Origin of the sequence: Pseudoalteromonas sp. P1-8 (assembly GCF_001399985.1) — a bacterium.
Classification (GTDB): Bacteria; Pseudomonadota; Gammaproteobacteria; order Enterobacterales; family Alteromonadaceae; genus Pseudoalteromonas.
The window spans coordinates 136,770-149,814 of record NZ_LJSO01000014.1 but is presented as its reverse complement, the minus strand read 5'-3'; the positions used below and the strand labels follow the sequence as shown (position 1 = coordinate 149,814).

Genomic DNA, 13,045 nt, shown 5'->3' with positions numbered 1-13,045 from the left:
CTAAGCTCCCTGCTGATTTTTTTCATCATCTTGTTTGCTTGGTTTATCTGGCGCCAGTGGAGTAGTGCCCGTGTTTGGCGTTAATCGGCGTTTTTCAAACTCGGCTAACGAAATCGCTTTTACTTGCTGACCATGACGAATGCGATGCAAACCTTTCACCACCACTTGCTCACCCGCACTCAAGCCACCGCTAGCAACAATTCCTTGTTCACCGTAATGCTCAACAACAATAAAGCGCCGCTCTATCTCACCTGAATCAAGTACCACCATTACATAAATACCGCCCTGCTCAACTTGTGTAGCTTCTTCAGGGACGACAATGGCATCTTTCAATTCGGATAATTTAATCCGTGCTTTTGTATATTGCCCAGGTAATAGCTCACTATTAGGGTTAGGCAGCTTTGCTCTTACTTTAAAGGTGCCCGTTTTCGGGCTAATTTTAGGGTCGGTGAAACTCACATCACCCCAATATCGATACTCACTGCCATCAGGCAAAGAAATACGTACAAAGCCTTCTAGCGCCTTGCCTTGTTGCTCGGCTTGTAGCTTCTCCATCATGCTGGTCATACGTCGCTTGGCATTCAAATAATCAAGTGCCGACATATTAAAATTAACGAAAATAGGGTCTATTTGCTGAATGGTGGTAAGGAGTGAAATACCATTACTGCCAACCAAAGCACCAAGATCGGCTTCAGAGCTACCAACCATGCCACTAATTGGCGCCGTAATGCGGGTATATTCTAAATCGAGCTTGGTTTCTTCAAGTTCTGCTTGGGTTGCTGATAATGACGCTTGCGCTTGCTCTTGGATAGAAATTGCATTGTCGTAGTCGAGCTGACTTGCTGCATCTTGCTCGTAGAGGGGTTTTAAACGAGTAACATCGCGCTTTGCTTTTGCCAGCGCTGCTTGGTCTTTTTGTAGTGCGGCTTTAACGCGATTAAGCTTAGCTCGGTAGGGTCTATCATCAATGGTGTAGAGTAAATCACCTTCGTTTACCCAACTACCTTCAACAAATTCAACACTTTGTACAAAGCCGGTGATCCGTGCGCGTACTTCAACATCAAGTGATGCGTCTGTACGCGCCACGTAATTCCCATACAGCGGCACATCAAACTGCTTAACCTCAGCGGTAACCACTTCCTCAACGATAACTTGAGGTTGCTCTTTAGAACAACCCACCAGTGCCGCTAAGCACACGCACCCTATGACGTATTTGTTTAATAGCATACAACCTTCTCATTCCTTAAGCCTGTCTCTATCTTGCTATCTGTTGCAATACTACATAGATGAGGGATTCTTTGTTATTTTTGACAATTAGAGCAGTACACAGTGCTTCTTTGCCCTAATCTAATTTCTTTTAATGGCTCTTTACACGTTACACATGGCTCACCTTTGCGACCATAAACTAGTAATTGCTGGGCAAAATAACCGGGCTTACCATCACTTTGAGCAAAATCTTTTAATGTTGTGCCGCCTTGCGTGATAGCCGCAGCAAGTGTTTCTTTAATAATAGGCACTAATTGCTGATAACGCTTTAAAGACACCTTGCCGGCTTCTCGTTTCGGGTGAATTCCGGCCTTAAATAACGACTCATTGGCATAGATATTACCTACACCAACTACCACAGCGTTATCCATAATAAACTGTTTAATTGGTACTTTTTTATTTCTAGACTGTTCGTAAACACGCTTTGCAGCAAACTCATCGGTAAGAGGCTCCGGTCCAAGCTTGGTTAGCAAGGTATGACATTCGCCTGGTGCTTGCCATAAGCAGGCACCAAAGCGACGCGCGTCGTTGAGTCTTAGCGCTTTACCTGAGGCTAAAATAAATTCGATATGGTCGTGCTTTTTTAATGGCTCATCTGCGCTCACAACTCGTAAGTTGCCCGACATTCCTAAGTGCAAAATAACACTACCCAGCTCACAACCGAGTAATAAATATTTTGCTCTACGCTCCACTGAAGTAACTTTAAGTCCTTGTAATTGATATACATCATCAGGCACAGGCCAACGCATACTGGCGTTATGAATATTTACTTTGGTCACTGTTTGGTTAAGCACATGCGGCGTTATTCCCAAACGGCTAACTTCAACTTCTGGTAATTCAGGCATCTGTGACTCTCTTAAAACGGGTATAACGGAAATAACTTAGCAGCATCAGCTTGTTCAAGCTCAAATACTCGTTGTAACCGCTTATCTAATAAATAGTATTGCTGATCTATGTTGTACAACTGATACACCGCTGGCAACTGCTCCCCGGCTAGCCACACGGAGGCAACATAATCAGCCGATGTCTGTGAAATTTTACTAACAGGGAGACTGGCAATAGTCAGTTTTTGATGTTGCCAAAGTTCAACGAGTTGTTCGAGCTGCTGCTCATCGCCTTGCCATGTGGTTTCTTGCAGTGATTGGCTACGCCAAGAGGTGCCGATACGCTCGATTTTTAATTCTGGAAATGCCATTGCTAAAATGAAGCTTTGCTCTGGGAGTAATGCTTGTACTCCTTCTTCAACGGGCTGTGTATTGAGCTTTTTATGTAGGCCATTGAAGAAAAAAATCATCAATAGCATCGAAATAATCACCACATTATTCCATGCTTTTCGGCTCAAGCGCATCAGTATCTTCCTCAGTTTTCAATATCTTAAAGTGTAACCAAAAAGGACATTAATTGGCAGTTGTAATTGATCAACAAAATTTCATGTCTGTTATGTATCAATCTGTCGATACTTTGCTAAAATATCCGCCAAATTTAAAGGAGTTCCGTCAATGTCAATGTATGTAGTGGGTCATAAGATCCCTGATTCAGATTCAATTTGCGGTGCAATTGCGCTTGCTTACTTAAAAAACCAGATCAATGAACCCGCGATCCCGACGCGTTTAGGTGAAGTATCACCTGAAACACAATTTATCCTAGATAAATTCGGTTTCGAAGCACCTGAGCTAAAACTTAGCTACGCAGGCGAAGACGTTTATATCGTTGACCACACAGAAAAAACACAAGCACCTGATGACATCGATGAAGCACGTGTTGTAGGTGTTGTTGATCACCACAAATTAGGCGATTTAACATCATCAACACCACTTGAGTGTTGGATCCGCCCAGTGGGTTGTTCAAACACTATCATCAAAATGATGTATGACTTCTACAACGTAGAGATTCCAAAAGATATCGCAGGCATCATGTTATGCGCTATCTTAAGCGACACTGTAATCTTTAAATCACCAACGTGTACAACAGCTGATATCAAATGTGTTGAAGCACTTGCTGAAATCGCTGGCATCGAAGATTTCAAAGAACTTGGCATGGAAATGTTCAAGGTTAAATCAGCAGTTGAAGGCACCCCTGCACGTGATTTAGTAATGCGTGATTTCAAAGACTTCAACATGAACGGTAAGCTAGTAGGTATTGGCCAGCTAGAAGTTATCGACCTTGCTGTATTTGATGAGATCAAAGCAGACCTTGAAGCTGACATCGCAAAGCTTAAAGAAGAAGGCGGTCGCCACTCAGTATTACTCCTGTTAACCGATATCATGAAAGAAGGCTCTGAAATGCTAATTGCGTCTGATGACGTATCAGTAATCGAAGCTGCCTATGATGTTAAATCAGAAGACGGTCGCGTATGGTTAGATGGCGTATTAAGCCGTAAGAAGCAAGTAGTACCACCACTACAAGACGCTTTTGCAAAAATCTAATCAGAACTGTTAGATACAAAAAAGCCGATGTTACATCGGCTTTTTTTGTGTCTGAAATTTTCGCGGTAGTTAGATTTGCGTTGCATTACGCTGACGTAACACTTCAAATAAACAAATACCGGTCGCAACTGACACATTTAAACTAGATACCGAACCAGCCATTGGGATTTTAACTAATAAATCACAATGCTCACGAGTAAGGCGGCGCATACCATCCCCTTCAGCACCCATAACAACAGCCATTGGCCCTGTTAGGTTTGCATCAAATAACTCAGTATCTGTTTCACCGGCAGTGCCGACAACCCAAACGCCAGCATCTTTAATTTCACGCAACGTACGCGCAAGATTGGTTACTTGAACTAATGGCACTGTTTCTGCTGCACCGCATGCTACTTTGCGCGCTGTGCCGTTCAGTTTTGCAGACTTATCTTTAGGAACGATAATCGCGTGCACGCCCGCAGCATCTGCACTACGTAAACAGGCACCTAAGTTATGTGGATCAGTAATACCATCAAGTACCAGTAAGAAAGGCGTTTCTTCACGGGCAATGATCTCATCTAGATCTTTTTCGTTATACATGCGCGCCGCTTTTACATTAGCGATAATGCCTTGGTGCTGCTCACCATTTGCTTTATTATCAAGCGCTTTACGCTGCATAAATTGTACAGAAATACCGAATTTACGTGCTTGGTCAATAACCGGGTTTAAACGTTTATCTTCACGCCCTTTTAAAGCGTATATTTCTAAAAAGCGCTCAGGCTCTTTTGCTAATATTGCTTCAACTGAGTGAAAACCAAAAATTAATTCATTACTCACGTATTATTTGCTCCTCGGCCATTACGTTTACGGGCATTCTTACCCGGTCTTTTTGCCTTTTTGGTGGCTTTTTTCTTACTCTTCTTTTTGCCAGCTTTTACAGCATCAGCTTGTTTACTATTAGGCTTTTTACGCCCTTTAGAAGATGAAGACTTGCCACGTTTTTCATTCTCTTTGTCGCCTGATTTTGCCTCAAAGCTGCCTGACTGCGCTTTTTTACCAGGAATTTTACCTGCTTTAAGCTGGGCACGAACACTTGGTTTTGCAGGGGCACTACGGCCACGACGACGCGCATAACGGTCTTGTTGCGCTTCACCTGCTAACACTAAGTTTATGCGTCGCTCGTCAAGACTGACAGATGACACCTGAACCGTTAGTTTATCGCCTAAACGATAAACAGTGTGAGTTTGTTCACCAATCAAGCAATGCTTAGCACCATCGTAATGGAAGTACTCATTGCCCAGGTTAGTTACATGGATCATGCCGTCGATTTGTAAATCGTCTAAGCGTACAAATAAACCAAAGTTAGTTACCGATGAGATCACCCCACCAAATTCGTCACCAACATGGTCTTGCATAAATTCACATTTCAGCCAATCTGCTACTTCGCGAGTCGCATCATCAGCACGGCGTTCAGTGGTTGAACACTGCTCACCTAAAATATCAACTTCGTCATCAGTGTAGGCATACTCACCCGATGTTTGCTGACCTTGCGCTTTAAGTACCGCTTTAATTGCACGGTGCACCACTAAATCAGGGTAACGACGAATTGGCGATGTAAAGTGGGCATAGGCTGGTAAAGCTAAACCAAAGTGGCCAATGTTATCTGGCTGATAAACCGCTTGCTTCATTGAACGGAGCAACATGGTTTGAATAAGCTCAGCTTCTGGGCGGTCGCCTAATTTAGCTAACACTTGGGTTATTTCTTTTGGTGTTGGCTCATCAGAAATCGCAGTTTCGATACCAAGCTCTGATAAAAAGTTTCTGAAGAAACCAAGCTTTTCAGCATCAGGCTCATCATGCACACGATAAAGCGCACTCGCCTCGTGCTTTTCTAATAATCGGGCTGCCGATACGTTCGCTAAAATCATGCACTCTTCGATAAGTTTGTGCGCATCATTGCGAACCACAGGCACAATTGATTCAATCTTACGATGTGCATTAAACACAAAGCGCGTTTCTAAGGTTTCAAACTCAATCGCACCACGCTCTTGGCGAGCAGCTTTAAGTGCCATGTACATTTGCTGTAAGTCAGTTAAATGTGGCACCATTTTAGCGTACTCTTCACGTAGCTTTTCATCGCCTTGTAAAATCGCATTCACTTTGGTGTAGGTAAAACGAGCGTGTGAATTCATCACCGCTTCGTAAAATTTATACCCAGACAACTTACCCGCTTCTGACACCGTCATCTCAGCAACCATACATAAACGGTCAACTTCTGGGTTCAATGAGCACAAGCCATTCGATAGCACTTTTGGCAGCATCGGAATAACTTGCTCAGGGAAGTATACTGAGTTACCACGTTCAATCGCTTCTTTATTCAGAGGCGTGTTCATTCCTACGTAGTGCGACACATCGGCAATAGCCACCCATAAACGCCAACCACCTGATGGTTTGCGCTCACAATAAACGGCATCGTCAAAGTCTCGGGCATCTTCACCGTCGATTGTAACTAGCGGTAAGTCACGTAAATCAACGCGACCTTGCTTTGCTTGTTCATCAACAAACTCACCTAAATGAGCAACTTGCTTTTCAACCGCTTCTGGCCAAACGTGAGGAATATCGTGATTGCGTAGTGCAACTTCAATTTCCATACCCGGTGCTAAGTGCTCACCCAGTACCTCAGTGACTTTGCCTACCGCATTCATATGTCGGCTTGGGTTTTGGGTAATTTGCACCTGCACCATTTGGTTGTGGCGCGCGCCATTTTCACTACCTGGTAGTATCATAATATCTTGCGTTATGCGTGGGTCTTCAGCCACAACAACTGCAATACCATGCTCAACAAAATAGCGGCCAACAATCGGTGCACGTTCATTGGTTAATACCTTAATGATGCGTGCATCGCATTTGCCACTTGAGCCTTTGCGATTGCCTTTAGCAAGCACAATGTCACCGTGCAACACCATATTCATTTGGTGCTTTGCGATAAACCAATCTTTACTCTCACCTTCAACTTCTAAAAAGCCGAATCCGTCACGATGACCAATGACCTTGCCTTTAACTAGCCCAGATTCATCAATCAATGCGTAGCATTTAAACTTATTGAAATACAGTTGACCATCGCGTTCCATAGCACGTAAACGACGTTTGAACGCAATTTGACGCTCTGTATCATTCACATGTAATTCGTCACAAAGTTGTGTGAAGTTTGCTGGTTTGGCGCGAGATTCTAAGTGAGTAAGTATAAACTCACGGCTAGGGACGGGGTTTTCGTACTTTTCTTGTTCTCGACTGAGATTGGGATCCTGTTTTGACATTCACTATCTTGTTAGTTGGTTATGTTGTTATTTTAACCCATAACCTAACAATGAGACAGGCAAAAGCTATGAAACTTTTAAGAAATTGATTAAACCAGTTTTCGCACTCAAATTGTTCAATAATTTAATAGCAAAATTAAGGACCTTATAACCACCCTTTTTGTCTTGCTATGCGAGCAGCATCTACTCGGTTTACCGCATTTAGTTTACTCATTGCTTCTGAAAGATAATTTCTAACCGTCCCTTCTGATAAAAACAATGTTTTTGCAATATCTTGAGTTTTTAAGCCATCACCGGCTAATTTTAATGCTTTGCGTTCTTTATTAGTCAATGGATCAGTGTCAGATAATGCAAGTAAAGCAAGTTCGGGATCAATGACTCTTCGGCCTTGATTGACTGATTTTATTGCATTAATTAAATGCTCTGATGGCGCTTCCTTTAAAATAAATGCGCGAACATCTGCTTTCATAGCACGTTTTATATAACCTGCCTTTGAAAATGTAGTTATTATCATGGTTTTAATATCAGAATGGCGCTTACTCAGTATTTCTACCAATTCGATGCCTGACATATTGGGCATTTCAATATCTGATAACACCATATCAATCTTATTTTGTTCAATAAATTTAAGTGCAGCTTTGCCATCCTCTGCTTGCCCAACGACATTAATAAATGGATCAAGTCCAACAAGCGCACTAATTGCTTCCCTAACCATTTGCTGATCTTCAACAATGAGTAAATTAATCATGATAAATTCGCTTGAAAATTCATAGTCAGGTTAAACCCTTTTTTATTTTCCACAATAAGCTCTCCGCCAAGTGCTTCAGTACGCTGCTTAATGCCATTAATGCCATTGCCACTTTTAAATGTGGTTACTATACCGTTATCCTTAATTGATATTAGTTCCTTACTAATATCAATTAAAACTTCATTCCCTTTACTATGCCTTAAAATATTAGTGCAAGCCTCAGTAACAATAAGCGATACGGTTTTTTGTGTTGCTGTCGATAAGTTTGTTAATTCATTGTTTACTTTTACATTAAAGCCATTTTGTGTTAGCTCTTCTTGCAAAAACTCTAACTGTTTAGTGAGGTTAAACTGTTTCATATTTGTTACTGCTTTACGAATATCACTGAGTAAATCTCGGCTAATGGCCGCCACTTGCTTTATTTCACTCTGTGCTTGCTCAACCTTATCATTAACAATTAACTTTTCGGCTAGTTCTGCTTTTAGAGCAATCGACGATAGACTGTGACCAGCTAAATCATGAAGGTCTCGTGCAATGCGTTCACGTTCAGCAATCATTGCCAACTGTTCTATTTGATGTTGACTTTTTTGTTCACTTAACTGGTGTATTCGTTCACGCCTCTCAGCACGTCCCATAAAATAAAGTGCAATGCTGATGATGAGTGCTGGCGCAATAAAATATGGATTATTCAAATCAAATAAATACACCGCGAAAAAAATACTTAAAGCAACAGCAACTAGCCCTAAAACGCCTTTTTTTTGTCTAAAGTTGAACCCAAAAAAATAGCAAGCAAAGCCAAATAAAGTTTGTGTTCCAAGAGTTAAATATGTACCAAAAGTTGCGATAATAACAATGATAGACACTGGAATGAGCGCATCTTCACCTTTTGCGTTAGCAGCTTTAACATAGTAAAAAATAAAAGTTATATATATCATAACTATAATAAAAATATCTAAAGCTGCGAATTGCTCAAAACTTAGAATCAACGGTAAAAAATAAAAACTTGAAAAAACAAGTGGCCCCCAGACCCAGTAAGGCTTTTTTTCAATTGCTAAGCTTTGTCTAAAACTATCACTTTTCATTTATGCTCAATCCCATTTTTTGGCTTTTTTAAATCTTATCTAAACGTGGGCAGCATATGGCTGCCCACGATTAGTTACTGCTTATTTTTATTTATCAAAATTTTAGGCCATGTATAGTTTGGTGCAAGGTCAAGTGATGTTTGCCAATCTTGCACTGCTTTTTGCACATCATTTAGTGCTAAATATGTTAACCCACGCCAGACATATGCTTCCGCCTGCCCCCATTTATAACCATCATTATTATCATTTTGATAGTGAATTAGAGACTCATTCAATGAACTAAGCGCTTGCTGTTTACTGCCACCAAACATGCTAGGTGTGTTTAAAGCAATTATACCTTTAACTAGGTGAGCACGAGGATTACTTTTGTCAATTTGCACCGCATTATTTAACGCATTGTTCGATTTTATGCCGTAGTAAAAACCTGTAATAGGTTTAATCGAAATACGATAACCATACACTTGAGCAAGCAATGCGTTTGCCTCACTTTTATCTGCGTCAAGTTTATCGTCTAAAAGCGCTGTTTGTGCAATATCAAGTAAGGCAAGCGCTTTTTCAGTTTCACCCATGATATTATGTGCAATAGCAAGGCGATAATTCACAAGCGCTGCATCATACCCTGCTGCATTTTTTGCTATTTTGGTAAGTTCTGACAAGTTATGCTGTTGAGATGCAAGTTCAATACTATCTATAGTACTTTGTTCAGCAAATACGTAATTTGTGTTAAATGTAATTGCCGCAGCGAATAACGCGTAAATATTTTTAGTAATTAGATTCATAGCTATACCCTTTATATTAATGAATGACAAACCGACATGTATCGGTACAGGTATAGTGTTACTTAAAAAAGAATGAGTGTTTAACGACATTTGTAAGCAATACATCATGACAATTGTCATAAAAAAGCTATGAAACTTTTAAGAAATTGATTAATTCTGCCAAAAATGAAGCTTTGATATTCTTTGCAACAAACACTCTGTGTTAATATTTTCGGAAAATAACAACAAGCTAACATAATTATATGGATATTAACTTAACCCACTACCTCGCAACGATGGCCTACAACAGCGCCTATATTGGTCTGTTCATTGCGATCATAGCGGTTGCAAAACTGTCGTATAACTTAGCAACCCCTTATAACACCACCAGCCAATTAACCGATAATGCCAACAGTGCCTTGGGTTTATCTATTGGCGGCTACTTAGGGGCAATTACCATTATTTATGGTTTTGTTTTAGCTGGACCTAGCCAAGGTTTACTAAGAGATTTGATGAATGTATCACTGTACAGTGTATTAGGTATGGTGCTGCTAACCTGCTCACGTATTTTAAATGACAAATTACTGCTGCGCTTGTTCTGCAACCAAGAGCAATTAATTAACCAACAAAACGAGGCCGTAGGCCTAGTACAAGCGGCAAACTATATGGCTGCTGCACTGATCATTGGTGGCGCATTAACCGGCGAAGGCACATGGTTATCAGCCATTGTGTTTTATTTTTTAGGGCAACTAATGCTGATCATTTTTGCCAAAGGCTATGATCACCTCACTGCTTTTAATCTTCACGAACAGCTCGAAAAAGGCAACAAAGCAGTTGCACTTAGCTTTTCTGGCACTATGTTGGCGTTAGCTATTATCTTGTGTCATGCGCTCATTGGTGGCTTTCATACTTGGCAACAAAGCTTAAGCTTATTCTTTATTGACGCATTATTTGGCTTTTTAATTTTACCAATTGTGCGTTACCTCGTTGATAAAATTATCTTTAGCAAAATTTCACTCGACCAAGCAATGCACGACAAAAACACCGCCGTTGCGGTTATTGAAAGCAGCATTGCAATCTGTGTTGCTGTTATCATCACTATCGCTATTTAAGCTTATTTATGGAGTAATGGATGAACATCTATAAGCTTTTTATTATTGCCGCTATCACATTTGTTGTTTGCTTGGTGATACGTGCAGATCTACAAGCGCCACTTATTAGTGGCCAATATGGCAACTTTAAAGACTACGACGGACAAGACAAACCTTACCTATTTACAGTGCCAGAAGATGGCCAAATGATGCGCTTAGAAATTAAAGGCAGACTGCCTTTAAACTCTTGGAAAGCTATTGATATCGAAATTTTTGACCCTGATGGTAACTACTTATTTAGTTACTCTGATGAACTTTGGGCCGAAACCGGACACGATTCAGATGGCAAATGGACTGAGTACCGTGATTATACTCATCACGATGTCCACTTCCCAAAGAAGGGGCAATATAGCGCCTACGTCAGTAGTACGTTTGGCCCAAATAAGCGTGCCGAACATTTTAGTTATACGTTTCGTATTATCCCAATCAAAGGTAACAGTAATTTTATGCTACCGCTGTTATGGATTTCTGGTTTCATCGGCGGTGTAGCCCTATTTGTAATGCTGCATCGTTTAGAAGCTGAGCGTGAAGGCTCTGATATTACTTATAAACCAATCAATAAGTTAAACCCTGAGGCTATAAAAGCAATGGAATCGCGTATCTCAGTTTGGCCTATTGTGTTACTGTTTTTAGCACCCGTTCTCTTCTTTTCCTTCTTGGCATATAGCAAAGGTGACAAAGAGCAAGATTGGCAAGTTTACTCCTATCACCACCTCACAATAAGCGTTGATAAACAATTACGTGAGCAAAGTATTGGTAGTGCAGGTTTCCGTTCAAGAGGCGGCCCAGGTGGTAAATAAATCAATTCGCGAAAGCCACATTTTACTGTTTAGTATTTTTGTTGCTGGCCTTTGCTCAATTATCTATGAGCTACTGATCGCAACCACTGGTGCCTACTTTTTGGGTGATAGCATCACTCAGTTTTCCCTGACGATTGGCGTCTATATGGCAGCAATGGGGGTTGGCTCTTATTTTTCCCGCTTTGTGCCTGATAAGCCATTGCTGGTGTATTTTATTGGTTTTGAGCTTGCGCTTGCACTACTTGGCGGTTTGAGTGTGCCATTGCTGTATTTCTGCTATGCGTTTGGTTTACCACTGCAAGCAATTAGTATTTTACTCACCACGCTAATAGGGATTTTGATTGGCTTAGAAATTCCGCTATTAAGTCGCCTAATGGAGAAACATTATGCGCTAAAAGCAAACCTCGCCAATGTATTATCTATTGACTACTTTGGTGCCCTGCTCGCGACTTTACTGTTTCCTTTTCTATTTTTACCTTGGCTTGGGGTTTTTAAAACAGCCTTAAGCTTTGGCTTAATGAATCTAAGTATTGCGCTGTTATTGCTGTGGTACTTTATCGACCATATCAGCCCAAATCGTCGAAAAGTGCTTAGACTCACATTAGTTTTAGTCTGCTCAGTATTAGTGCTTTGCTTATTTGCTAGCAAACAGCTCACCCATCTTTGGCAAAGCCAAATCTACGATGACCGTGTTGTGCACTCAGAACAAACGCCCTATCAGCAAATCGTACTGACTCGTCATAAAGATGATATTCGGCTTTATTTAAACGGTGGCTTACAGTTTTCATCGATTGATGAGTATCGCTATCACGAAGCGCTTATCCATCCCGCTATGGTGCGCCATGGTAATGCCAAACGTATTCTAATTTTAGGCGGTGGCGATGGCTTAGCAGCTAGAGAGCTTTTGAAATACCCGCAAATAGAATCTATTACCCTAGTCGATTTAGATCCAGCAGTCGCTAAGCTTGCGCAAACTAATCACAACCTGACAACACTTAACAAGCACTCACTCCGTGACCCAAAAGTGACTGTTATTCATCAAGATGCCTATGTGTATATTGAGCAAAGCGAACAGCTGTTCGATATTATTTTTATTGATTTACCGGATCCAAAAGCAATCAACCTAGCACGGCTATACAGTCAGCAGTTTTATCAACTAGTAAAAACACGATTACCAAATAACGGTATTGTCGTGACCCAAGCCACCAGTCCATTTTTTGCGAAGCAAGCATTTTGGTCTATCAACAACACACTCAGTGCAGCGGGCTTTGCGCACACCTTGCCTTATCACTTAAATGTGCCCTCTTTTGGCGAATGGGGCTTTGTTATGGCTTGCAACTTGATGTGCAGAAACCAACAAGTATTGCCAGTTAAAACCCGCTTTTACCGCCCAGAAAATGACGCACAATTGTTTATTTTCACGCCGGATATTAGCGCAAACAATGAAAAAGTATCGACGCTTGATGAGCCGAATGTGCTGCACTATTACTTGCAGGGATGGAAATATTGGAACTAAAC

The 13,045-nt window shown here is 41.1% G+C and carries 12 protein-coding genes; 4 read left to right on the top strand and 8 right to left on the bottom strand.

Annotation, left to right across the window (positions count from 1 at the left end):
* The 3 genes from AN213_RS17145 to AN213_RS17135 form a co-directional block, all read right to left on the bottom strand.
* Positions 1-1,227, bottom strand: coding sequence for an efflux RND transporter periplasmic adaptor subunit (locus AN213_RS17145; protein ID WP_095209790.1), 1,227 nt, complete (start codon positions 1,225-1,227; stop codon positions 1-3).
* 74 nt (positions 1,228-1,301) lie between these two features.
* A complete protein-coding gene (gene mutM / locus AN213_RS17140) occupies positions 1,302-2,111 on the bottom strand; it encodes a bifunctional DNA-formamidopyrimidine glycosylase/DNA-(apurinic or apyrimidinic site) lyase (RefSeq protein ID WP_054552701.1) in 810 nt (269 codons plus the stop codon).
* Positions 2,112-2,122: 11 nt separating this feature from the next.
* A complete protein-coding gene (locus tag AN213_RS17135; protein ID WP_054552702.1) occupies positions 2,123-2,614 on the bottom strand; it encodes a hypothetical protein in 492 nt (163 codons plus the stop codon).
* 151 nt (positions 2,615-2,765) lie between these two features.
* Here AN213_RS17135 and AN213_RS17130 point away from each other — a divergent pair, with 151 nt between their 5' ends.
* Positions 2,766-3,692 (top strand): manganese-dependent inorganic pyrophosphatase, encoded by a 927-nt coding sequence (locus AN213_RS17130; RefSeq protein ID WP_054552703.1) that lies wholly within the window; start codon positions 2,766-2,768, stop codon positions 3,690-3,692.
* Between the two features lie 69 nt (positions 3,693-3,761).
* Here AN213_RS17130 and rlmB read toward each other — a convergent pair whose 3' ends face one another.
* The 5 genes from rlmB to AN213_RS17105 form a co-directional block, all read right to left on the bottom strand.
* Positions 3,762-4,508: a 23S rRNA (guanosine(2251)-2'-O)-methyltransferase RlmB gene (rlmB, locus tag AN213_RS17125; protein ID WP_054561023.1), complete on the bottom strand. Its 747-nt coding sequence runs from the start codon at positions 4,506-4,508 to the stop codon at positions 3,762-3,764.
* Positions 4,505-6,988, bottom strand: a complete 2,484-nt coding sequence (gene rnr, locus AN213_RS17120; RefSeq protein WP_055199218.1) for a ribonuclease R — start codon at positions 6,986-6,988, stop codon at positions 4,505-4,507. The genes rlmB and rnr overlap by 4 nt, the downstream gene beginning before the upstream one ends.
* 145 nt (positions 6,989-7,133) lie before the next feature.
* Positions 7,134-7,736 (bottom strand): DNA-binding response regulator, encoded by a 603-nt coding sequence (locus AN213_RS17115; RefSeq protein ID WP_054561025.1) that lies wholly within the window; start codon positions 7,734-7,736, stop codon positions 7,134-7,136.
* Positions 7,733-8,818, bottom strand: a complete 1,086-nt coding sequence (locus AN213_RS17110; protein ID WP_055199217.1) for a sensor histidine kinase — start codon at positions 8,816-8,818, stop codon at positions 7,733-7,735. Before AN213_RS17110 ends, AN213_RS17115 begins: the two co-directional genes overlap by 4 nt.
* A 74-nt stretch (positions 8,819-8,892) precedes the next feature.
* Entirely contained in the window at positions 8,893-9,597 is a 705-nt protein-coding gene (locus tag AN213_RS17105; RefSeq protein WP_055020766.1) for a tetratricopeptide repeat protein, read from the bottom strand.
* 242 nt (positions 9,598-9,839) lie between these two features.
* On the opposite strand from AN213_RS17105, the gene AN213_RS17100 reads away from it, so the two are divergent.
* Genes AN213_RS17100 through AN213_RS17090 form a run of 3 tightly spaced genes read left to right on the top strand, consistent with a single transcriptional unit; the run spans position 9,840 to position 13,043 of the window.
* Positions 9,840-10,688 (top strand): DUF350 domain-containing protein, encoded by an 849-nt coding sequence (locus AN213_RS17100; protein ID WP_055020767.1) that lies wholly within the window; start codon positions 9,840-9,842, stop codon positions 10,686-10,688.
* 20 nt (positions 10,689-10,708) lie between these two features.
* Positions 10,709-11,527: a hypothetical protein gene (locus AN213_RS17095; RefSeq protein ID WP_054561029.1), complete on the top strand. Its 819-nt coding sequence runs from the start codon at positions 10,709-10,711 to the stop codon at positions 11,525-11,527.
* Complete coding sequence (locus AN213_RS17090; RefSeq protein ID WP_173637081.1) at positions 11,517-13,043, top strand: polyamine aminopropyltransferase; 1,527 nt, start codon at positions 11,517-11,519, stop codon at positions 13,041-13,043. Before AN213_RS17095 ends, AN213_RS17090 begins: the two co-directional genes overlap by 11 nt.
* Positions 13,044-13,045 lie beyond the last annotated feature (2 nt).

Excerpts from the sequence above, each read along its gene's own strand:
- AN213_RS17100 (WP_055020767.1), top strand. The coding sequence starts at position 9,840 with ATGGATATTAACTTAACCCACTACCTCGCAACGATGGCCTACAACAGC.
- AN213_RS17135 (WP_054552702.1), bottom strand. The coding sequence starts at position 2,614 with ATGCGCTTGAGCCGAAAAGCATGGAATAATGTGGTGATTATTTCGATG.
- rnr (WP_055199218.1), bottom strand. The coding sequence starts at position 6,988 with ATGTCAAAACAGGATCCCAATCTCAGTCGAGAACAAGAAAAGTACGAA.
- AN213_RS17110 (WP_055199217.1), bottom strand. The coding sequence starts at position 8,818 with ATGAAAAGTGATAGTTTTAGACAAAGCTTAGCAATTGAAAAAAAGCCT.
- AN213_RS17115 (WP_054561025.1), bottom strand. The coding sequence starts at position 7,736 with ATGATTAATTTACTCATTGTTGAAGATCAGCAAATGGTTAGGGAAGCA.
- AN213_RS17105 (WP_055020766.1), bottom strand. The coding sequence starts at position 9,597 with ATGAATCTAATTACTAAAAATATTTACGCGTTATTCGCTGCGGCAATT.
- AN213_RS17095 (WP_054561029.1), top strand. The coding sequence starts at position 10,709 with ATGAACATCTATAAGCTTTTTATTATTGCCGCTATCACATTTGTTGTT.
- mutM (WP_054552701.1), bottom strand. The coding sequence starts at position 2,111 with ATGCCTGAATTACCAGAAGTTGAAGTTAGCCGTTTGGGAATAACGCCG.
- AN213_RS17130 (WP_054552703.1), top strand. The coding sequence starts at position 2,766 with ATGTCAATGTATGTAGTGGGTCATAAGATCCCTGATTCAGATTCAATT.
- AN213_RS17145 (WP_095209790.1), bottom strand. The coding sequence starts at position 1,227 with ATGCTATTAAACAAATACGTCATAGGGTGCGTGTGCTTAGCGGCACTG.